Origin of the sequence: Aequorivita capsosiphonis DSM 23843, assembly GCF_000429125.1 — a bacterium.
Classification (GTDB): Bacteria; Bacteroidota; Bacteroidia; order Flavobacteriales; family Flavobacteriaceae; genus Aequorivita; species Aequorivita capsosiphonis.
In genome coordinates this window covers 135269-158405 of sequence record NZ_AUBG01000011.1, presented here as the reverse complement: position 1 = coordinate 158405, position 23137 = coordinate 135269, and the positions used below count along the sequence as shown (strand labels likewise).

Here is a 23137-nt window from a genome sequence, read left to right as displayed (position 1 = left end):
TGTTTGAATTTGATCGTGTTTGTTTAAAAAATCCAATTCTCGATGAGCATAGGGATGGTCATTCCAATAACCAAGGAAGAGACAACCAATACCCAATCTCTTTTGTTGAACCGGAATATGGTTTGGAATATGAAGGCAATTATTAAGAAAATGATAACCACGATAAGTTGAGCGGCTTCAATACCTAGGGCGAATTCCAGCAATGACAACATACCGTTTCCGCTATCCAATGCTGTAAAGAAAGAAGCAAAGCCCATTCCGTGGATTAAGCCGAAGAAAATAGTGACCATATAATAAATGCCCCTCCTTTCTGTTTTTTTTCCTTTACCCGAGCTAAAGATGTTAAAGATTGCAGTAACTAGAATTGTGATTGGAATTAAAAACTCAACTACTTTTGAAGAAACGCTCACTATATTATAACTAGCTAAGAGTAAAGAAAGGGTGTGACCTAGGGTAAACAAGGTCACTAAAATTAAAATTTTTTTCCAGGAAGAAAAGTTATACGAAGCACAAAGCACAATCAAGAATAGAATATGATCGTATGCGTTCCAGTCTAACACGTGGTGCAGGCCTAGGTTAAAATACAACCAGAAATCGGTCATTTGGAATGGATTATCGAGATTTCCTCAAATATAGCGATTGTAGCGAAAATTTCAATAGTAATTCAGTTCAAAAAACTTGGATCAGAATATTCAAAATGTATTGTATCCTTATTTTGATCGTAATGATATTACCTTCAAAGTGAGCAAGCTATATAAATTCTATCATTTTTTAGTAACAACTGCTTGGCTTAGAATAGTTCACAGAAGTATTATAAATATATTTCCAATGTAATTATCTAACAATTATGTTGTTTATTTGCTTTTTTTCGAAGCTATAAATTCTATTTTAACAAGTCTCCTGCTGAATCTTGTTAAATTGTATTAAAACCGCTTGTATGGTGTTATATTGTTACAACCTATCTAGCGTTCAGGGGTTTGTTAGCTCAACTATTTTTAGATAGATTTGCGGGAAATCCCTAAAATATAATGATGAAAAAATTACAAATCTTTTTAGTATTGCTTTTGGTCTCTGTAACTGTAGCTGAAGCACAAACTTACCCCACAACATCTTGGAGCGATGTTGCCGACACGAGTTGGTACAATTCTGGTCAAGATGAATTTACACTTTCCACTGCCGAAGCATTCGCAGGAGTTGCACAATTGGTTGCAGACGGAACAACTTTTGAAGGAAAGACGATTAACATTGGTGCGGACATTGACCTAGATGGTAATTTATGGACCCCAATTGGAGACTACCCCGAACTTTTTGCTGGTGATGTTGAAGGAAACAATCACACTATAAGCAACTTATGGGTCAATACACCTGATGATGATTATGGTGGATTATTTGGATATGTAGTATCAACATCTTTCTCTAATATCAAAATCGATACTGCCCATATTATAGGTTTCGATAGTAATGGAACCTTAGTTGCCAATCTTTTTGACAATGGTTCTGTTGAAAACTGTAGCGCGATCAACATCTCCATAACTGGAAAAAATAATACTGGAGGTTTAGTAGGTGGACTCGTTCAAAACTCTTCCATTTCAAACAGTCATGCTATTGGTGATGTAGTGGGAGCAGTTCAAGTTGGCGGTTTACTTGGATCTGGCTATGGCGGTGTTTTGCTTAAGGATAGTTATTCCGAAGGAACGGTTACCGGTGACTTTTTAGCAGGAGGATTAGTTGGGGCTTACCCTTTTGCCTTTGCCGGACCAAGCACAATTGACAATACGTATTCTCGCTCTTTAGTAATTGCTTACGTGGAACGTGCAGGTGGTCTTGTTGGAGGAGCAGATAATCAATTATTGGTGAAAAACTCATACTCAACAGGAACAGTAAGCGCACCGGATTTTGTAGGTGCCACTATTGGTTTTTGGGGTTCCATTGAAATGGAAAACATTTATTTCGACACGGAGTCTTCTGGAATGACCGAAGCAGTAGGTGGTTTTGCAGGTGCTCCAGTTACACCAGACATTACAGGAAAAACAACTGCAGAAATGAAAACTACTGAATTGGTAGATTTATTAAATGCAGGTTCAACAGATGCTCCTTGGTCTATTGAAGCCACTATTAATGACGGTTATCCTATTTTAAACGCAACATTAGGCGTTCAAGACAACAATATGGATGTTGCCGTAAAAGTGTATCCAACGGTTTTTGAATCTGAATTCACAGTTTCTTCAACTATGGAATTGAACTCTTACCAAATTTATAATATCTCTGGAGCTCTTATTTCAACTGGAGCTCTAGAGGGTAATACTACCACCATAAAAGCAGCTAATCTTTCAACTGGTGTTTATATTTTGACGGTTCGTTCTGCGGAAGGAATGATTTCAAAAAGAATAATTAAGAAGTAGTTTAGATGAATCTTTAAGAATTCATATTTAAGTTTTATCAAAAATCCCTAGAATCTTTCTGGGGATTTTTTTTATTTCTGTTAATGAATGGTTAGATAATCACCCGAACCTCTCCCAATTGTTGGATCTTATAGGGAAAATCTTCACCCGGTGCGCCAATAAACATAAAGTTGATAGGGATTCCCCAGCGCTTAGAAAGTTCCTCTATTTTTTCAGGACCAAATTTTCCTTCTTCCTCTATAAACTGAATATTGATGTCGGGATAGGCACGGTTCAAGACTTCTATATCAGACTTTAAATTCTGTGCTACATGCTTTCCATCTTTGACCACCGCAACAATCTTCAGATTTCTGGTAGGTTCATTTCTTTTTATGTAGAGCATTACACGATTCAAGGTTTCCACATTATCATTATTGGTAAAGAAAATAAAACTTCGACTGGTTATGGCATCCAATTTTTCCTTTGTAATACGATTCCAGGTTTTAAAGAAGGGGCTGTTGTCTGGCGATATATAATCGATGAACATCAGGGAGGCCTTTAAGATACGTTTGTGATACAACATAAAAAACACGACGAAGAGTGTGGGAATCAGATATTCAAAAAAGGTAATCAGGAACTCGGGATTTAAGAAAATATTGCCTAACAAGGCGGCCATAACTGCAGCAATTGCACCCAACACCCCCAAATAAGTGGCTCGTTCTGGTCTGGGTAAATGTTTTCGATTTATTTTCAACAATAGATTACCAATTCCGAAAAGCACCATAACGGTTAAGAATGCAATGGTATATACGCCGGCGAGTGCGGGCAAATCACCGTGGGTTACAAGAAGGATGGAGGTGCATAATGCAAAAAATAGAATAAAGATAAAATAGGGGCTTTTCTTTTTGTTTCGTTTCAAAAGAAAACTGGGTAGAATACGGTCTAGTGCCATACGTTCCATCAGTCCGCCAACGCCAACATACGAAGTGAGCACGGCACCACTCAATACTAATGCGGCATCAATACCCACCAAAACTGAGAGCCAATGTCCGCCAGAGGTTTCGCCTAAAAAAGACAGTAAGGCATCCTGATTATTGTTTACCACTTCTTGTGGAAGAAGACCCAAAGCTAAAAAAGCTATAAGCGGATTGAAAACACTCACCACAATCCACATATTACGCAGGGTTTTTGGGAAAACTCCTGGTTTCTGTTCCTCAACGTAATTCGCTGAACTTTCAAACCCGCTTATTCCAAGCATGGCTGCGGAAAATCCAAAGAAAAGTGCCATAGTAATACTACCGCCAACGGGAATTTTAAAATTGGCAATCAGTGTTTCAAAGCCATTACTAAAGAAAAAATAGAGACAAAACCCACAGAGAAGGGTTAAAGAAAACAAGTGGAATAGAAATATAAATACGGCCACTTTTGAAGATTCTCCAATCCCCATAATAACCAAGCCCATAAACAGCAATAAAAGCCCAATTGTTACGGGAAATACTGGAATTGCATTCCAAACGCTATGTGCATATTTAACTGCTTCGCTACCAGAAAGTACAGCTGTGGCCATATAAGAAAGTACCGTTAAGGCCGCTGCAATAGATGCAGTAGATTTTTTGGTGGTATTTAAAAGTGCATTATAGGCTCCTCCATTTAGAGGGAGGGCACCAACAACTTCACCGTAGATTCTTCGGAATAAAAATAGAACACCAGCCACCATCAAAAGTGAAATCCAAGCATATTGGCCAGCGTAAAAAATGGCTAAAGCCGAAACATATAAACAAGAAGAACTTATATCATTTCCACAAATGGCAGTGGCTTCCAATTGATTTAGTTTTTTCGACATGTATTTTAAATTGAGTTAAATAAAGGTAGGTATAGGATATTTTTTTTAAAGAAAGAAAGTGTTAAATTTTAAAGAAGACCTTTATTTCGTTTGAAGAATTAAATAATTGCTTAAACAATAAGTGGGGCGATGAAAGTTATCTATTTTTGCCTTTTTTAAGAATTCACTTTATTCAACTTCTAAAGAATCTTGTGTTCATCCCCTCCGTACAAGTATTGAGTGTTGGCGATAATTAGAATGACAGAATAGTCAAAATATGCAGAGAACCACTATTATAATTATATTTTTAGCCCTTTATATAATTGCCATAATTGCGGTGGGAATTTGGAATAGAAAGAGTGAAAATAGCGAAGATTATTTTCTGGCTTCTCGGAATTTGCCCGCTTGGTTATTAGCTGTGACCTTTGTTGCATCTTGGTGGGGTGGTGGTTCTGCGATCGATCTGGTAGACCATGCGCACAAAAATGGATTAAACTCCTTTTGGATTTATGGAGTTCCCGTTCTAATTGCTACGGCCTTGATGTTTCTCTTCGCAAAAGGAATTCGGAATGTAGGAACCATTTCGCAACCACAATTAATGGAGCAGCGATATAACAGTACGGTTTCACTGTTATTAACCATTTTCATTATAATTTTTATGGTGATTGCCTCAGCAGTACAAGTTATCGTGATCGGTAAATTTTTCCATGCCTTTTTTGATATGAGCTATGCCATGGGAGCGACCTTGGGAACTATTATTGTTTTGACTTATTCCTTGTTTGGAGGATTTAAAGGAGTGGTGCTCACGGATTTTCTTCAATTCCTGTTTTTCCTTTTTACTGTTATATTTTTGTTTTACATCACCTATGCCCAGTCGGGAGGGATGGATGCGGTGAAAGCAACGGCAATTGCAAACGAAAAGGCTGGATACACTTCCTTCTTTAATAACGTTGCAGATAATCTGGCGTATGTAATAACCTTCGGTACTTCTTGGATGATTCAAGCTAATATTTGGCAACGCATCTCTGCGGCTAAAAAAGCTACAGATGCCAAAAAGATGATGCTACTGAGTTTCTTCGCTTTTATCCCACTATATCTCATGGTAACCTATACAGGAATGTTTTCATCTGTAATTTACGATGTGGTTCCTAAAGCAGGTATTATCCCTGATTTAATTAGCAACATCCCAAACCCAGTTTTGAGTGCGCTTTTATTTGTTGGCTTATGTGCTGCAATTATGTCCACGATGGATTCCCTTATAAATACGGGAGCGCTTTCTTTAACTGTTGATGTTTACCAGAAATACATCAATCCCAATGTAAGTTCCTTGCATAGCGTAGTGGCAGGTAGAATCTCAACTTTGATTATGTGTGCTCTGGCATTAGTGATTGCACTAAAAATACAATCCGTTTTAACCATTTCTTGGATAGGCTCTGATTTCTTGACCAGCGGTGCATTTATACCACTGGTCTTCGGGTTTTTATGGGTTAGGGGAACATCGAAAGCAGCGACAATCTCTATGTTTTTTGGTTTGCTATTTTCAACCTATAATCTTTTAGTAGCCCTAGGTATAGATCTTCCGGTTGCTTGGGAGATAGCTTCCGTAACACAAGCGCTGATAGGAATCTCCATTTCGCTTATTTTATATGTAGTTGTTAGTTTGGTTACTAAAAATGATACGGAGAAGAGTAGAAGCTTTATCAAGAAGGCGAATATTTTGAATCGGTAGCCAGCCGGTAATGTGATGCAAACCAAATTAATCAGTACGAATTTAACCTCTTTCTAATAATAGAATCCTTTTGTGCCGGCGTCCAGTCGTATTTACCATTGTAAATCCCATCGGTTAACCATGCGCCATACATTGGGTTGGGAAGGACGATAAATTTTTTACCGAATTCCGCTCTTTCCTTATCGGTAAGCGCGTTGCGTGATTCTAGCGTTTGATGGTCAAATATATTTGAAAAATCTGAAAGGTTATCACCCAAAAATAGTACTGCCTTATAATTTTGCGCTACCTTGAGACGGCGTTTTTCTTTATTTTGACCTTTTTGTTTTAACATTATATGTTCATTGTCGGCATTTGGGAAATTCAATTTTTTTAAATTGTTTATGGTGCTTTGCAGCTGATTATTGTATCTATCGGAAATGTAGAATATGGCAACCCCATTTTGGTGGGCGAAATTTAAAAACTCCAATGCACCCGGTACGGCTTCGGCTGCTTCTAGATTGCCCCAAGCAATCCAATTTTCAGCTAAAAAACCTTCGCCTATTTTCGCTTGCTTTGCACTATAAGGGCTGTTGTCTATAAGGGTCTCATCAAGGTCTGTTACAATTGCCAAGGGTTTATCCGAAGTCGCGTGGTTTGATAATTCTTTCCCTAATTGAAGTTTGGCAATATTAAAGGCCTGATAACAAAGTGCTTTATATTCTCCAGAAGTTTGTTGCCATAAAACACCTTGAATGGCATACTCTTCTATGTTTTTAGCGGCTATTCCACTTGAAGAACTTTCTTTTAAATCAAGATTTTTACAGGACGAAAAACTTAGTAAAGTAATTGAGAGTGCAGTGATTAATTTGAAACTTATGAGGTCTTTCATTTTTTACTTTAAAATTACCATAAAAAGTGAAATTTTAAAAGATAAAATTTTATTAGGATTTAAGCTGAGGTTTCTCTTTGAACTGAGGATTTGAGGAAATCCCACGTTCTAAATATTATTGTATAACAATCAAAAAAGCCTCAACATTTAAGTCAAGGCTTTTCTTTGTACTCGAGGCGGGAATCGAACCCGCACGTCCTAAAACACTGGATTTTGAATCCAGCGCGTCTACCAATTCCGCCACTCGAGCAAATGGGAGGGCAAAAATAAACAAATATTTATAATTTATTCTAAAATTATAAAAGGTATTTTTTTTAATTTTTAAATCTCCTAAGCTGAAAATGACGTAGAACGGATTGATTGACGTAGGACGGTAAGACATACGACGTAAGACAAAATGTGCCAGAATTGAAATCCTGCTAATATTATTTTAGTCCTATGTCTATCATTTCACTAATCTTATAATAATCTAACTATTAACAGGTTGTGTTTGAGAGCAAAGATATGACTAAACCATTCGTTATTAATGTTACAAGGCATTCAAAACAGACTGAAAGTCTGTTTAATCCGTGAAATCTACAGTAACCTGTTTGCGCTACAATTTTCAAGGAAAGATCGAAATTGTGAAAATTAGTGCCATTCGTGGCAGCACTTTGAGCACTAGTTAGATATTGTTCGTGATCTCGGACGGGCCCGAGTGAAGGAGTTAGGTCAATTCATTTTATAGGTTAATAATGACGAAGGACGATAACAAATACGAGATAAGACAAAATGTGCAAGATTTCATATCACTTTACAAATTTCGTTAGCCCTATGTCATACGTCCTTTTGTCTTACGTCATTTTCTCCTATGTCATTTTATCTTTCAGTTCTTATTAAGAATGATTTTTTCCAAATCACTACAGATTAATTTTTACCTTTGCAGCCTAAACAAAAACATACACCATGCCAACCATTGCACCGGATCCTAAAATTTTTGCTTGTAAACAAAGTGAAGCGCTTGCCAAAGATATAGCGAAAGCCTATGGAATACCTTTAGGAAACGTAATTACATCTCATTACAGCGACGGTGAATTCCAACCGTCCTTTGAGGAATCCGTTCGTGGAGCACGTGTTTTTTTGATTGGCTCAACATTTCCGAATAGTGATCACTTGATGGAATTATTATTAATGATCGATGCTGCCAAACGTTCTTCGGCGCGTCATATTACTGCTGTTTTGCCTTATTTTGGTTGGGCAAGACAAGATAGAAAAGATAAACCCCGTGTTCCTATTGCCGCAAAGTTAGTAGCTAAAATGCTGGAAACTGCTGGTGCAACGCGTATAATCACCATGGATCTTCACGCAGATCAAATACAAGGCTTTTTTGAAAAACCAGTGGACCATCTTTTCGGCTCTACGATTTTCCTTCCTTATTTAAGGAGCCTAAATCTTGATAACCTGACAATTGCTTCACCAGATATGGGTGGATCCAAACGCGCCTATGCCTATTCAAAATTTTTGGAATGTGATGTGGTTATCTGCTACAAGCAGCGGGAAAAAGCGAATGTAATTTCATATATGGAATTGATTGGTGATGTAAAAGGGAAAAACGTGGTTTTGGTTGATGATATGGTAGATACTGCCGGAACCCTTACCACGGCTGCAGATTTAATGATGGAACGCGGCGCCTTGAGTGTTCGGGCCATCTGTACGCACCCACTTCTTTCTGGAAACGCTTATGAGCGTATTGAAAAATCGCAACTTTTAGAGTTGATTGTTTCTGATTCTATTCCTACAAAACCGCATGATAAAATTAGAGTGATTAGCTGTGCGGAATTGTTTGCTGATGTTATGTTGAGTGTAAACGCGAATAAATCCATAAGTGGGAAGTTTTTGATGTAGCTTCGGTACACCTCGCCGAAAAGACGAAATACTCAGCAACCTTTACTTTGTTAGCTCCAATTTAAAATTTGCCTTGGTGTAAATCCACTGATCCGATAGCTATCAGGACGGAATCACCTTCCGCCGGCAGGCAAACCTGAAGGGGGGATTGTGGCGTACATTTCTGTTTTTTTTGTTCCGAGTCTCTTCAGTCCTGATTCCCATCACCAAGGGCAGGCTTGTTTATATTTGGTCCTTGATCAAAAAAATATAAATCATAAATAGTATATCCAAAATAAAATCTATCTTTGCACTCCCTAAAAAACAACATTTTAGGGAGTTTATTATTAATATATAATTTTATAGAAAAATGAAATCTATTACAATTAAAGGATCACAAAGAGAAAGCGTGGGCAAAAAGGCAACGAAAGCCCTACGTAATGCTGGAATGGTTCCTTGCGTAGTTTACGGAGGGGATGAGACACTAAGTTTTCAAGCAGAAGAAATTGCATTCAAAAACTTAATTTACACTCCGGACGTACACACCGTTGTAATTGATCTTGATGGTACTACGGTTAAAGCCGTTCTTCAGGATATCCAATTTCACCCAGTGACGGACCGTATTCTTCACATCGATTTTTATCAAATTTTTGATGACAAAGAAGTTTCTATGGAAATTCCTGTTCGTACAACCGGAAACGCACGTGGTGTTCGTAATGGTGGTACTTTGCGTATTGTTACACGTCACCTTCGTGTAAAAGCATTGCCAGAAAATCTTCCTGATTTTATTGAGGCTGACATTACCGAAATGAAAATTGGAAGCAAAATGTACACTAAGGCTGTTGAATCAGACCTTTACAAAATCATGCACCCAGAGAATACCGTTATTTGTCAAGTTAGAACTTCACGTGTTGCAGTTGCAGATGAGGTTGATGACGAAGAAGTTGAAACAGCTGAAGGAGAGGAAGCTGCTGCTGAAGGTGAGGAAGCTGCCGAAGGTGCTGCTGAAGCATAAAACTTTCTTTTTAAAGATAAGTGAAAGCATCCTGTTAAATCAGGGTGCTTTTTTTATTTTTACCAATTATAAATTGCAGGTTGAAAGTTCAAATTCAGGTTTAAAAGATATATGCTTTCATTTTTAAGAAAATTATTCTCAGCAAAAGCTGACCAAATTAGCACAGAGGAAGATCCAATGAAAAAATTTCTTATTGTAGGATTGGGCAATATAGGCCCAAAATATGCAAACACGCGCCATAACATCGGTTTTAAAGTGGTTGATTTCTATGCAGAAAAAAATTCACTTACCTGGGAAACAGCCAAATTGGGCGATATTACTTCGCATAAAGTAAAAGGTAGAACCTTTATTTTTCTGAAACCAAGTACATATATGAACCTAAGTGGAAAAGCTGTAAATTATTGGCTTGAAAAAGAGAAAATTCCTTTGGAAAATATGCTGGTTATTACAGACGATCTTAACTTGGCTTTTGGCACCATTCGTATTAAAACGAAAGGAAGCGATGGTGGCCACAACGGTTTGAAAGATATTCAGAATACACTTCAAACCACAAATTACAATCGTTTTCGTTTTGGAATCAGCGACACTTTTTCAAAAGGAAGACAGGTAGATTACGTTTTGGGCGAATGGGAAGCAGAAGAAGATAAACAATTGCCAGAACGTTTGAAATTAAGTTGTAATATTATCGAATCTTTCGCGCTTGCTGGAATGAACATTACCATGAACACCTTTAACGGAAAATAATTTTGAAGAAGTATTCCTCGGCCTCCGCATATAAAAATGACCGCCATAGTGTGGTTACTATCGGTACTTTTGACGGGGTTCACCTTGGTCATAAAGCTATTTTAAAACGTTTGGTAGAAACTGCTCAAAAGGAGAACTTAGACTCCGTGGTGCTTACATTTTTTCCACACCCTAGAATGGTACTCCAGCAAAATGTTGATATAAAGCTGCTAAATACCATTGACGAAAGAACGGAGTTACTTGAAGAAACAGGACTTGATAATTTGGTGATCCACCCATTTACACACGCCTTTTCAAGATTGACGGCTTTGGAATATGTGCGTGATATTCTAGTAAAAAGTTTAAAGGCGAAAAAAATAATTATCGGTTATGACCATCGTTTCGGAAGAAATAGAACAGCAGATATCGTCGACTTAAAGGAATTTGGTAAAACCTATGATTTTGAAGTTGAGGAAATTTCTGCCAAGGAATTAGATGATGTAGCTATAAGCTCTACCAAAATCCGAAAGGCATTAGAGGCGGGAGATGTGGAAACCGCAAACAATTATTTGGGGTACAACTTTATGATTTCTGGGGAAGTGGTTCGGGGGAAAGCCATTGGCCGCACCATTAATTATCCTACCGCAAATTTAAAGCTTAAAGAAAAATACAAGTTGGTGCCCAAGAATGGTGTGTATATCGTTCAATGCAATATTAAAAATAAAAATTACTACGGAATTACCAGTATCGGTACGAATCCAAGCGTGGGAGGGAAAGAAAAAACCATAGAAACTTATTTTCTGGACTTCAATGATGATTTGTATGGTACGGAAATAAGAATTGAATTCTTGAAGTTCATTCGCAATGAAGCCTATTTTGATTCCATAGAAAAGTTGCGCTTGGAAATAGAAAAGGATGAAAACTTGGCTAAACAGTTTATAAAACAACGTGAATAAATTTCTATTTAAACAGATAGACAATACTGGACTCGTTCTTTTTAGAGCGGTCTTTGGACTTTTGATTGCAACTGAAGCAATTGGAGCACTAATTACAGGCTGGGTGCGCCGTACTTTGGTAGAGCCACCCTTCACATTCAATTTTATCGGCTTCGATTTTTTGCAATACCTGCAAGGCGATTTAATGTATTACTATTTCGCGCTGATGGGTATCTTTGGCATTTTCGTAATGTTGGGCTATAAATATCGCTTTAGTATGATTGCCTTTGCGCTTATGTGGACTTGTGTCTACTTAATGCAAAAGTCTAACTATAACAATCATTATTATTTAATGATGTTGTTGTGCTGGATAATGGCTTTTCTACCTGCAAATCGATGGTTTTCACTGGACGCCAAAATAAATCCCAAGATAAAAAATCCCGCTATGCCACGCTGGGTGCTATTAATATTAATACTTCAGGTTTGGATTGTTTATACCTTCGCTTCCGTGGCTAAATTTTATCCCGATTGGCTTAACGCTTCTATGGCGAAATTGTTGATGAGTGGTAAAAGTGATTATTGGCTCATTGGTGATATACTACAAAATAACTGGGTGCATTGGACGATAGCTTACACAGGTATCCTTTTCGATTTGCTTATTGTGCCGTTGATGCTTTGGAAACGCACACGAATGTTGGGGTTTATTATTTCAGTATTCTTCCATCTTTTTAATTCCATTATTTTTCAAATTGGCATATTTCCGTATATGTCCATCGCTTTTGCTTTGTTTTTCTTTTCTGCGGAAACATTACAGAGACGTTTTCTTCCGAAGAAAGAACTATACACTGGTGATGAAGTGATTGTTCCAAATAATAAAAGTCTGATTGTTGGTGTTTTTTCTATCTACTTTCTCTTTCAAATCGGCCTTCCATTACGGCATTGGTTTTTTAAAGACGATGTGTTATGGACCGAAGAAGGCCACCGTCTTAGTTGGCGAATGATGCTACGCTCTAAAGGGGGAACTCTAAAAGTGTATGTAGCCGACAAAAACACTGGAGAAAAGGAGCGGTATGATTACGAAAGACTCCTAGGGATAAAACAACAATCTTCCGTAACCACGAAGCCCGATATTATGTGGCAACTTGCCCAAAAGATAAAGAAGGTGGAAGCCGCAAAGGGAAGAGATGTCGCTGTTTATCTAGACGCTAAAGTGCGGGTGAATTATGGAAAATACTATCCTTTTACAAATCCAAATGTTGACTTGGCAGCAGAGGAATGGCATCCTTTTAAACATAGCGAATGGATTTTGCCTTCACCTGAGGGATTTAATAAAAAATCTCAAAAAAAATAGTTATATTTAATGTTGATTTATAATTAACAATGGATTTAAAAAAGAAGAAATATAAAATAATTGAAGCGCTTCTAGCAGTTGAAGAACCAAGCATTATTAATGAATTGGAAAAAATATTGAAAATGAATTCAGAAGAAAGCTCGGAGGAAGATGTGCTTATGGAAGAAGCCAAAACAGATATAAAAGCTGGAAGAGTATATTCTATAAACGATGGGAAAGAAATGATATCCCAATGGAATTCTGAAGTGTCTGAAGATGAAAAATCATTTATTCAAGCTGGGTTAAAGGATATTGCAGAAGGAAAAATTTATACAAATGAAGAAGTTCTTCGAAAAATAAATCAAAAATATGGATTGTGATAATGGAAGTAGTTTGGTCAAGACTAGCTCTTATTACCTATAAAGAAATATTTGAAAACCTTCAATTTCGATGGACCGTGAGGGAAATGCGAATTTTTCGAGATTTAACTCAAAACCTTGTAGATAAAATTAAGACTCAACAAATAGCTTGTCCAGTAATCAATGAAAGGCTTGAAATTCGAAAAGCTGTAGTTCATAAGAATGTTTCTTTTTATTATCGAATAGACCTTTCTGCCAAAAAAATTTACATTATTACATTTTTCAATAACAGAATGAACCCTGAAACTCTAATTAAGTTTCTCAATGAATAAACGGCACTTTATCTTAAAAATAAGACCCCAAAGGTTTTGAAAACCTTTGGGGTCTTATGTAACTTAGCCGCTTCAAAATATTTAAGGATATGCTACTAGTAACTGACATTCGTGAAAACAAGGAAAAATACATAAAAGCTCTTGCCAAACGTGGTATTGATGCTTCCGCTACTTTAGATGAAATTTTAAATGTAGATGAAGAACGCCGAAGTTCACAAGGGAAGCTGGACGAAGTTTTATCGCAAAGCAATAGCTATTCCAAGGAAATCGGAAAGCTTTTTCAAAGTGGTGAAACTCAAAAGGCCAATGAGTTAAAGGAGAAAACAGTTGAATTGAAGGAGTCTTCAAAACAATTGAACGACCAGATGATGAACGCAGCTGAAAAGTTGCAACAGTTGCTTTATACGCTGCCCAATATCCCAAATGATTTGGTGCCAGCTGGAACCGATGAAAATGATAACGAAGAGATTTTTAGTGAAGGTGAAGTTCCAAAACTCGCTGAAGGAGCCTTACCGCACTGGGAACTCGCCAAAAAATATGACCTGATAGATTTCGAACTCGGTGTGAAAATAACGGGTGCTGGTTTCCCTGTTTTTAAAGGAAAAGGGGCACGTTTACAAAGAGCCTTGATCTCTTACTTTTTAGATAAAAATACGGCTGCCGGTTATACTGAAGTTCAAGTACCACTTTTGGTAAACGAAGCTTCAGGCTATGGAACGGGTCAATTGCCAGACAAAGAAGGGCAAATGTATCACGTTGGTGTTGATGATCTGTATTTGATTCCGACAGCTGAGGTTCCAATAACCAATATGTTCCGCGGTGATTTATTGAATAATTCCGATTTGCCAATTACTTGCACTGGTTTTACCCCTTGCTTCCGAAGAGAAGCAGGTAGTTACGGCGCTCACGTTCGCGGGTTAAACCGCTTGCATCAATTTGATAAGGTGGAACTCGTTCGTATTGAACATCCCGATAATTCTTATAAAGCTTTGGACGGAATGGTAGAGCACGTAAAAGGTATTCTTCGTGAGTTGAAATTACCGTACAGGATCCTTCGACTTTGCGGTGGCGATTTAGGTTTCACATCTGCACTAACGTATGACTTTGAAGTGTTTTCAACTGCGCAAGATCGTTGGTTGGAGATATCTTCAGTTTCTAATTTTGAAACCTTTCAAGCGAACAGATTGAAACTTCGATTTAAAGATACAGACGGGAAAAACAAACTTGTACACACGCTGAACGGAAGTTCGTTAGCGCTACCAAGAGTTTTAGCCGGGATCCTTGAAAACTACCAAACCGAAGATGGAATTAAAATCCCGGAAGTCTTAGTTCCGTATTGCGGGTTTGATTTTATAAAGTAAATTTCTTTGCCACGAATACACGAATGATACAATTCGTGTATTTGTGGCTTTTTTACAACTTCTTAACTACTTCAATTTACGCATAAAGCAGTTTATTAATTCAAAAACAAAACCCCAAAGGTCTCGAAGACCTTTGGGGTTTGATTTTATAGGCAAGATTCATTCGTGAACCTGCCTCTCCGGCAAGCGGGTTCGTGGCAATTTTTCTCCTAGCTATGTTTACTCCTTTTTAAAACTAGTGTGATATTCTTCCATTAGGTTCATCAAAGCAGTTACCAAATCTTTAGTTTCTAACAATAGGCTAAAATATAAAGTAGTGTTTTTGGGACTTGACTCTTCTGTTCTTGTTCGTTCTACCTGCTTTTCAATTTTGTTTTTTAGGCTGGCAAAAACTTCTTCTTTTTTATCAAGTACAGTTCCAATTCGCTCGAATTCCTTTTTGTCGAATATGTCTTCAATTTCATTGAAAACTTCCTCCAAATGTCTATCTATTTCTTGAAGATCTTTTATTTGGTTAAAACGAAGTGCTTTATGGTTGTTGTTGACGTGCTTATAACTGGCTTTAGAAATAAACTCTAAAGACTGCACCACATCGGTCAAATATCCAAGAATAATAATGTAAAAGTTACTTCCGCGAACACTGGTATCATCTAGGTTTTTGATAAAGTAGAATATATTGTCGCGTAGCTCATCTACTTCATCAGTCAATTTTTTCACACCTTTTTTGCTCTTCTTTAGTTTTTTGGTGTCCTGCTTGGCGAGACCACGAAGCATATCAGTATAAATCTTGTTGGAACGAGAAACGACATTACTTATGTTTTCCGCACTTTCCTGAATGATTCCTTGAACGGTTTTACTTTCGGTTTTCTTAAGCCCCGTTTTATTTAACTTCAGCTTTACCTTGTTTTTATGTGAAATATAGTTTCGCACTAACAATAGAATAGCAAGTAATAAAAGCACTGCGATCATGGCTCCTCGACCAATAAAAATTAAGTAAGTTAAGGTTCCAGCGGCGGCAAAAGCAACAAATGCGGTAAAGAACCAACCTCCAATTACGTTAAGTACACCGGCAACGCGATAAACAGCGCTTTCGCGACCCCAAGCACGATCTGCCAAGGATGTTCCCATTGCTACCATAAAGGTTACATAGGTGGTGGAAAGCGGAAGTTTCATAGAAGTTGCTGAAGCAATCAATATCCCTGCTACCACTAAGTTTATGGATGCGCGAATCATATCAAAAGCGGGTAACTCGTAGGCTTCGTGTTTTGGAAGATCGATTACGGGCTTTTCAAAGCGCTTGTCTATTTTCTTCTGAAGCGACTTCGGAAGAATTTGGTCGAACATTAAAGAAACTTGCGTACTGGATTTTACCAAAATTCTGGAAAGCATGTTTGGGTTAAATTTTTCGTGGCCTTCCCCTTGTCTTGCCAAATCTATTTCGGTGTCGGAAACGGTTCTTGCTTTTTTGGAAAACCATAGTGTCAGAACCATAATGGCTCCTGCTGCGAAAAGCAAAATAGGCTCCGCGGGAACAGCATCGGCAAGGCTTGACATATTGTATTCTGATGCGGCCATTCCAGAAGCAGACCAATCTATATAGCTATGGTATGCCGCCATGGGCACCCCAATAAAGTTCACTAAATCGTTTCCGGCAAAAGCTAGGGCCAGACTGAAACTTCCTACGGCAATCACAACTACCAGAATGCTCTTTTTGAAAATTATCATGAATAATTGCGAAAAGAGCGTCCAAAAAATAAAACTGATTCCTATAGTAAGTATGGTGTTGCTTTCTACAACACCTTTAAAATTTCCGTAGAATGGAGTGCTTTTTAAACCTTTCATAAAAATGAAATAGCTTATCGCTGTTAATGCTATCCCTCCGAAGATGGCACCAAAATATTTCATTCTTTGTTCAATGTGAAAAGTAAAAATAAGTCGGGATAGATATTGCACAATTGCACCGACCGTAAATGCAATTACTACAGATAAGACAATCCCGATAATAATTTCGATTGCTTTTTCGGTATTTATATACTTAGAAAGCGCTGAAAATGTTTCTGCATCATTATTCGAAATTTTTATAAGAGCCATAATAACTGCTGCCCCTAAAAGTTCAAAAACAATGGAAACCGTTGTGGAAGTGGGTAAACCAATACTATTAAAGAAATCAAGCAGTAAGATGTCGGTAATCATTACGGCCATAAAGATGATCATTATTTCATCGAAGTAGAATTCACTGGGAACAAAAATTCCCTTACGCGCCACTTCCATCATTCCGCTGGAGAAAATGGCACCAATGAAGATTCCCAGACTCGCAATTATCAAGATACCTTTAAAAGGAATTGCCTTTGAACCAATGGCGGAGTTTAGAAAATTCACGGCATCGTTGCTTACGCCTACTACCAAATCTGCTACGGCCAAAGCCACTAGCGCAACTATCATTAATAAGTAAATATTATCCATTTATACTTAGATTAAGTTATTGCAAATTTCTTTTATTAAATAAAACTGATTGTTACCAAATTGTTAACTGTGCTATTTAAAAGTCGATTTGTATTCTGCCCTGTAAAATATTGGCATTCCCTTGGTCCTCAATGTTTACCCAAATATGGTTTATCATCAAGCGTGTTACAGGGTTTAAATACCAGTTTAGGCCCAAAGCGATGTCACCTTGTTTCCCGCCTATAATATTTTTGTCTGTTAAATCTGTTTCCGAATATCGAAGTGCAATTTCCCAAGCCCCTGCCCCTTTATTTTTTCCACCGAAGTTATTTTTTGGCTTTATTCGTCCAAAACCATCGTAGGAACTTTTGTAATTTCTGCTTTCACCAGTAATGAAATAGCTTACTTCTGCATAATAATTTGAAAAATTGAGTCTGCTTATAGCTGTATTCACCGTTGCGTTTAAATATTCCCCTTGAAACGAAAAAGGTCCGTTGATATAAGCTGTTTCAAAATTGATAAGATTGATCTCATCAACATCCTTTAGAATTCCAGTACTAATATATTTGGGTGCAAGATGGGAACCAGGTCTTGCCGAAACTAAATATTCCTTGCTTTCGGGTTGGCGATAACTATATGCCAGCCCTAAATGCAGGAGCTGATTTTTCTTCTCATTTTTAATGGCTAAACCCGTAATCCTTCCTGTTACTATATATCCATCATCCGCAAAAACATCGTCACTGGTGTTATTGGCATTTCGAAAAGTGCTGAGCTGGGCTGATAATCTGTCATCTAAAAAGTCATTGTGCACCATAATTCCATTATTGCGAGTTTGGGAGAATGCTTCATTTTGAGCGAGTTCCATAAAGGTGGTAAACTTGCTGCTAGTTAAGGTGGAAAGACGGAACGGTTCCTTAAAATGTCCTATTTGCAAATTTCCAACTATAGGCAAATTGCTGAACCCGATGTAAACGTCCTTTAAATTGACGTTGTTTCCCGCAAAATCTGCTTGGAATTTAAAATGTGTGTTTTCATAAATATCACCTGAGAAAAACAAACGCGCACGTCTAATTTCGGTTCCGCTTTTTGAAATTAACGGTCCATAGGCTTTAGTAAGTGCATCACTTTGAAAAAAATAGGCGTGATCCACCATTATGCGTCCACCAAATTTTAAGGCAAACTGGTTGTCTTGGCTTGTAAGTTTAAAACCGTTGTCCCATTTAAATGAAAAAGGGTTTTTGGGATCCTCTTGCGAAAACACCAAAGAACAGAAAAACATCAAGAGTCCGTTTAGAAAGCACTTGTGAAGCATTAAAAATCAATTTTTAGTTTTTGTCGGTGTAAAGAACTGATTTTAATGTTATCTGAATGTTAAGCGGAACAAAAAGTTGTGATTTTTTAATAAAAAAAGGGCTCCATCTTTAAATGAAACCCGGTTTAAAATCTAGTCGACAAAAACTAAACGATTTTAAATTTGCTTAAAAAGCCTATTCAAAGAAACGAAATGCGTGCTTATTGACTGTAAACACATTATTAGTAAATTGTTATTTTAATAGTGATTTTAAATGCACTTCACTTAAAATTGAAATAATCAACAAGCAGAAAAACCCAGCTTCCAAAGAAAACTAGGTTTTGACATTTGCTAATTCAATTTTCTATTCAAAAACGTATCCGGTCCAGTTAAAAAGATCTCGACTAACTGTCGGGACTAAACCATCTATCACGTTTATCGTGGCATTTGGAGTGGTTTTGATGTCTGCTATATCAAGTCCTGAAGATGCATTCCCAACAATCGAAATATTTAGAGAAGCACCTTTTGCATCTCCTTTGCTGTCTTGCAGATCAATAAAATCTGAAGCTTTTGCATCTTCATTCGCAAATGCTACATAGGCATTGGTCAGAGTAAGACCACTTCCACGACGCACCTTTATCATATCTGCCATTTCAACGATAGATCCATTTATCAATACTAACCCGTTGATTGTTGGGTTTGATTGTCCAGTGTCTCCTGGTGAATTTCCATCCAGGTTTCCATCGCCTTCCAAGCCACGAGGATCTTCAGTTATTGATGTGAAACTAGCTTCACGTAACCCATATAGATTAGTCGCTGTTCCAGTCCAGCCTTGGGTCCAATCAAACATATCGTCTTTAATGTTTACGGCCATTAGGTTTTTTACGTTTATAGTGCCGCCAAACCACTCAAAAGCATCATCATCACAATAAAATACCGCTATATTTTCCACTACGGTTTCATTTCCAACTCCGTAAAAAGTAATTCCATTGAATTCTTTATCGCCATTTATTCTGGCGCCGGTGTAAGAGGCTTCAACGTATTTCATTACTCCGGAATTGTCATTTACATCAGTTCCTCCATAGGTTAGATCTACAACTTCGGTAGTAGCTGTTCCGCCGCCGCTTAGTGGTGCTTTCCCAATTAAAAGGATTCCTCCCCAATCGCCAGAGCGTGGATTTGAAGCATTCGATGTAAATCTAATTGGAGCAGTTGCAGTTCCTTCGGCATTAATTTTCGCGCCTTGCTCAATCACTACATAAATGTTGGTTCCACCTGCAACGGCTTTAATTGTAGTTCCCGGCTCTATGCTTAAAGTAGCACCTGCTTTCACACTCAATGGGCCGCTTAAAATCCAAACCGTATCGTTGGTAAGACTTACATCTGCGGTAACATTTCCTTTAAGGTCTGCAGCATCCAAATCTGGATCGTCTTGGGAACTAATTATCCCGTCTTTTTCGGCTTGGACTTCACAAGGTTCGCACGAACCACCGCAGTCTATCCCGGTTTCAGTTCCGTTTTGAATTCCGTCGTTACAAGTAACAGCAACTGGGTCGCTACTGTCATCTTTACTACAGCTGCTAATTAGTAGGGCTGCAATTACAAAGCTTGATAAAAATAGTTTTTTCATTTTTTTTTAATGTTTTTGATTGTTGATTTTAAAGTTTAATACAAAGAAACTCTTGTCTTGTTTCCTTATTCTTAGGTTAATATTATGCTTGGGTTAATTGTTCTTTTAGAATGAATAAGTTACGCCAGCACTAAAACTCACGCCTCTTTTATAGGTTTCAACAGGAACTTCCTGTCCGTTGGGCAATGTGGCGTTTGGCACTCCAATATTGTTTACTTCTTGCGTCAATTTGTATTCAGGATCTAATATGTTTTTAATGTTAAGCTTGATTCCGAAGTTTTTATTGATGGCAATTTTGTTGATGAAATCCAAAGTAGGAATGGCAGCAAGCATAATGTTATTTTTTCCAGATCCTGGGTTTGCATCATCGCCACCAGTTCCTAAGGAATAAATGCTCTTGCTGTTGTAGTTAAAAACTACGGAACTGGTAATCGCACTATTTTCATTTTTTATATTCAACGTTAAATCCGAACCCAAAATGAAAGGGGAAGAACCTTCCAATTCATCTTCCTTATTGGTGAAACGAACGCTAAGATTGTCCGTCGGTACGTCTTCCAATTTTTGGTTTGAGTATAAATAGGAAGCGTTTAAACCGAAAGTCAAAGTTTTCTCAGAACCTGAATCGTTTGAAAGTTTTAGAATATCCTTTCTCAATTCAAGTTCAATCCCAGCGACATTTGCGTCGCCCGTATTTACATAGGAAAGCTCTCCTGCAGCGGAATTCACTTCAATACGGTTAATGGCGTTTTTGATGTTTTTATAAAACCCTGTAATTGCGAGGATTTCATTTCGGCTGAAATAGTATTCATATTTTAAATCGAGATTATAGTTGTCTGCTGTTAATAAATCGGGATTTCCGAAACTATTGAAACTTATATCTTCATAAAGAAATGGCGCTACTTCCTTAAACTGCGGAATGGTGTAAGTCTTACTTCCAGCTAAACGCGCAATGCTGTTTTCGGTGAAATTGTATTTCAGGCTGAAACTTGGCAGAACGAAGTTTTCATCAATTAGTGAAGGGTCGGTGTTTGGATCGTTTGTAGTGGCAAGGTTGGTGTCAAAATTTACTTCTTGCTTTAGTTTTTCATAGCGAAGTCCTATGTTTCCAGAAAATCTTTCAGAAAAATCATAGCTTATTTCCCCCAAACCTGAGTGAATCGTTCTATTTCCTTCATAAGAAAAGGGGATAAAGGGGTTTTTCCCATCGCGACCATCACCGCGATTGGTTGTCAATCTAAAGATTCCATTATTTAAGGATTCCTGGTTAAAAAGTGAAGTGTCTGGATTGTCAATATCAACAACGGCTGGCCTGTCGAAAATGTAGTTTATTTGGGTGTAATTGAAAGTTCTGTCCGTATTTCTGTAATTATAGCCCAAACGGATTCGGCTGTTTTTGCTGGTTTCATTTTTCCCGTTTAAAGCGTAATCTAAATAGAGCTTTCCAGCCAAGTCATTTTCTTCAAGATTTGAATAAAAGCGATTGTTTAGCGCACTGCCCGAAGCAGCTCGCGCAACATCAGTATTTACATCAATAACATAGGTGTTGGTTCTTCGGTCTGGCTCGTAACCGCGAATGGTATTGTATGAAGCTCCGGCTTCCAAACTTAGATTTTCTGAAAGTATGAGCGAAGTTAAAATCTGATTTACAAAAAGATTGTTTTCGTTTTCCTGCTGTCTTCTTATAAAAGCACGAACTGGATTTTCAGGTTCGTCATTTTCGGTAAGACCAGCTTTTAGTCCGTAATAATCAGCAATGCTTTGGCTATTACTTTTAATGAACATACTGTTTACCGCAATGTAATCACCTTCCTGAAAATGGAATTTCACATTCGCCATCGCCAGTTTTGAGATGTTGTAATTATATTCGGTTTTTTGAAGTTGCTGGTTAAATCCACCTGCTGCGTTTATTCTATCTGAAGCTCCTTGGTGATATTCATAATTGTTATCCAAATTGCCAACGAAGTAAAGGCTTAAACGATTTTTCCCAATATCAAAACGTGTCCCGCCTAAAAGGGAATAACTGGAATTAAGCTGCGCATTTTGGGTGTTTGGCTTAAAGCTGTTATCAAAAGAATGAACTCCCAAATTGGTTATCGGCAGATGGGTTTCGTGAATATTGCCGATGTATCTAGCATTGTCCATTGTTAAAAACTGTTTATCAATTGCACGGGAATTCACTTCCGGCGAAATTGAAAATTGCAAACTTCCAGGCCCGTGAAGCTCCTTGCTGACGATATCTATATTTGCGCCTGCAACATCGCCGTAAAGCGGCACGGAAAAGGTTTTGTTGATGCCAACGCTCTCAATAGCATCAGAAGCGAAAAAGTCTAAGGAGATGTTTTTGTATTCAGGATCTTCAGAAGGCAACGGCAGTCCGTTTAAAGTTGTGGAATTGTAGCGATCGCCCAATCCGCGAACAAAGACATTTTTAATCCCGGCCTGTTTTTTAACTCCGGTAACTTTAGTGACAGCACCTTCCGCATCGCCAACCCCTTTTCTGGCTAGATCATCTGCGCCAATGGACTGTGAAATGCCGACCGCTTTTTTCTGTTCTAGCAATAAAGCAACTGCACTTTCCCTACGCGTTGTGGTTTTAATTACCACTTCATCCAAAGCTGCTGCACTGGCGCCCATTGGCACATCGATATTTGCTACTTTTTCGGCAATTACTTTCACGTCGGGAATTTCTACAGTTTCATACCCAATATAGCTGTAAACTACAGTATAGGTTCCTGGGTTTACGTTTTCCAAGGAATACAAGCCATCAATATCTGAGGTTATTCCTTTTGAGGTGCCTTTTAGAAAAACATTTGCAAATGGCAGTGGTTCGTTATTGTATTCGGTATCTGTAAGTTTTCCAACAATAGAACCGGTTTGGGCTATTGAAATGGAAGTTAAAAAGAAGAATAAAGCTTTAATAGTAGTTTTCATTTTTGTCGTTTGATTTATTTGTGCAAAGGAACCCCCACGATGTAAAGCGAGTGTTAATTGCGCATTACCATTGGGTCATTAAAGCGTTAGCCCAAGGTTAAGCAACAAGCCGAAAATTTATCATT

General features: G+C 37.8%; 16 protein-coding genes and 1 tRNA gene. 9 read left to right on the top strand and 8 right to left on the bottom strand.

Going from position 1 to position 23137, the window contains the following annotated elements; all coding sequences use genetic code 11:
- Positions 1-23: 23 nt before the first annotated feature.
- On the bottom strand, positions 24-602 hold the full coding sequence (locus G440_RS0109835; protein WP_026451150.1) for a HupE/UreJ family protein: 579 nt from the start codon (positions 600-602) through the stop codon (positions 24-26).
- Positions 603-1031: 429 nt separating this feature from the next.
- Here G440_RS0109835 and G440_RS0109830 point away from each other — a divergent pair, with 429 nt between their 5' ends.
- Positions 1032-2402 (top strand): T9SS type A sorting domain-containing protein, encoded by a 1371-nt coding sequence (locus G440_RS0109830; RefSeq protein ID WP_026451149.1) that lies wholly within the window; start codon positions 1032-1034, stop codon positions 2400-2402.
- A 91-nt stretch (positions 2403-2493) separates the two neighbouring features.
- Here G440_RS0109830 and G440_RS0109825 read toward each other — a convergent pair whose 3' ends face one another.
- The gene (locus G440_RS0109825; protein WP_026451148.1) at positions 2494-4224 is read right to left on the bottom strand and encodes an APC family permease; all 1731 of its coding nucleotides are present in this window, start codon (positions 4222-4224) and stop codon (positions 2494-2496) included.
- Positions 4225-4480: 256 nt separating this feature from the next.
- Between G440_RS0109825 and G440_RS0109820 the strand changes: the two genes are divergently transcribed.
- Entirely contained in the window at positions 4481-5932 is a 1452-nt protein-coding gene (locus G440_RS0109820) for a sodium:solute symporter family protein (RefSeq protein WP_026451147.1), read from the top strand.
- 31 nt (positions 5933-5963) lie between these two features.
- On the opposite strand, the gene G440_RS0109815 is transcribed toward G440_RS0109820, so the two are convergent.
- On the bottom strand, positions 5964-6800 hold the full coding sequence (locus G440_RS0109815) for a 5'-nucleotidase, lipoprotein e(P4) family (RefSeq protein ID WP_034259321.1): 837 nt from the start codon (positions 6798-6800) through the stop codon (positions 5964-5966).
- Positions 6801-6968: 168 nt separating this feature from the next.
- Positions 6969-7050 (bottom strand) — tRNA-Leu (locus tag G440_RS0109810).
- A 695-nt stretch (positions 7051-7745) separates the two neighbouring features.
- Here G440_RS0109810 and G440_RS0109805 point away from each other — a divergent pair.
- The 7 genes from G440_RS0109805 to serS all read left to right on the top strand — a co-directional run bounded on the left by G440_RS0109805 (position 7746) and on the right by serS (position 14718).
- Positions 7746-8684, top strand: coding sequence for a ribose-phosphate pyrophosphokinase (locus G440_RS0109805; RefSeq protein WP_026451145.1), 939 nt, complete (start codon positions 7746-7748; stop codon positions 8682-8684).
- A gap of 349 nt (positions 8685-9033) precedes the next feature.
- Positions 9034-9678 (top strand): 50S ribosomal protein L25/general stress protein Ctc, encoded by a 645-nt coding sequence (locus tag G440_RS0109795; RefSeq protein ID WP_026451144.1) that lies wholly within the window; start codon positions 9034-9036, stop codon positions 9676-9678.
- A gap of 111 nt (positions 9679-9789) precedes the next feature.
- The gene (pth, locus tag G440_RS0109790; protein WP_026451143.1) at positions 9790-10422 is read left to right on the top strand and encodes an aminoacyl-tRNA hydrolase; all 633 of its coding nucleotides are present in this window, start codon (positions 9790-9792) and stop codon (positions 10420-10422) included.
- Positions 10423-10424: 2 nt separating this feature from the next.
- Positions 10425-11357, top strand: coding sequence for a bifunctional riboflavin kinase/FAD synthetase (locus G440_RS0109785; RefSeq protein WP_026451142.1), 933 nt, complete (start codon positions 10425-10427; stop codon positions 11355-11357).
- Positions 11350-12687, top strand: coding sequence for an HTTM domain-containing protein (locus G440_RS0109780; RefSeq protein ID WP_026451141.1), 1338 nt, complete (start codon positions 11350-11352; stop codon positions 12685-12687). The genes G440_RS0109785 and G440_RS0109780 overlap by 8 nt, the downstream gene beginning before the upstream one ends.
- 29 nt (positions 12688-12716) lie before the next feature.
- The gene (locus G440_RS0109775) at positions 12717-13046 is read left to right on the top strand and encodes a hypothetical protein (protein WP_026451140.1); all 330 of its coding nucleotides are present in this window, start codon (positions 12717-12719) and stop codon (positions 13044-13046) included.
- Positions 13047-13446: 400 nt separating this feature from the next.
- On the top strand, positions 13447-14718 hold the full coding sequence (gene serS / locus G440_RS0109765) for a serine--tRNA ligase (RefSeq protein WP_026451138.1): 1272 nt from the start codon (positions 13447-13449) through the stop codon (positions 14716-14718).
- Between the two features lie 219 nt (positions 14719-14937).
- Here the strand turns inward: serS and G440_RS0109760 are convergent, their stop codons facing one another.
- The 4 genes from G440_RS0109760 to G440_RS0109745 form a co-directional block, all read right to left on the bottom strand.
- Positions 14938-17181: an inorganic phosphate transporter gene (locus G440_RS0109760; RefSeq protein ID WP_026451137.1), complete on the bottom strand. Its 2244-nt coding sequence runs from the start codon at positions 17179-17181 to the stop codon at positions 14938-14940.
- A gap of 76 nt (positions 17182-17257) precedes the next feature.
- Positions 17258-18472, bottom strand: a complete 1215-nt coding sequence (locus tag G440_RS0109755) for an OprO/OprP family phosphate-selective porin (RefSeq protein ID WP_084426693.1) — start codon at positions 18470-18472, stop codon at positions 17258-17260.
- Positions 18473-18815: 343 nt separating this feature from the next.
- Positions 18816-20081, bottom strand: coding sequence for a hypothetical protein (locus tag G440_RS0109750; protein WP_026451135.1), 1266 nt, complete (start codon positions 20079-20081; stop codon positions 18816-18818).
- A 105-nt stretch (positions 20082-20186) separates the two neighbouring features.
- Positions 20187-23012 (bottom strand): TonB-dependent receptor, encoded by a 2826-nt coding sequence (locus G440_RS0109745; RefSeq protein ID WP_026451134.1) that lies wholly within the window; start codon positions 23010-23012, stop codon positions 20187-20189.
- Positions 23013-23137: the final 125 nt, after the last annotated feature.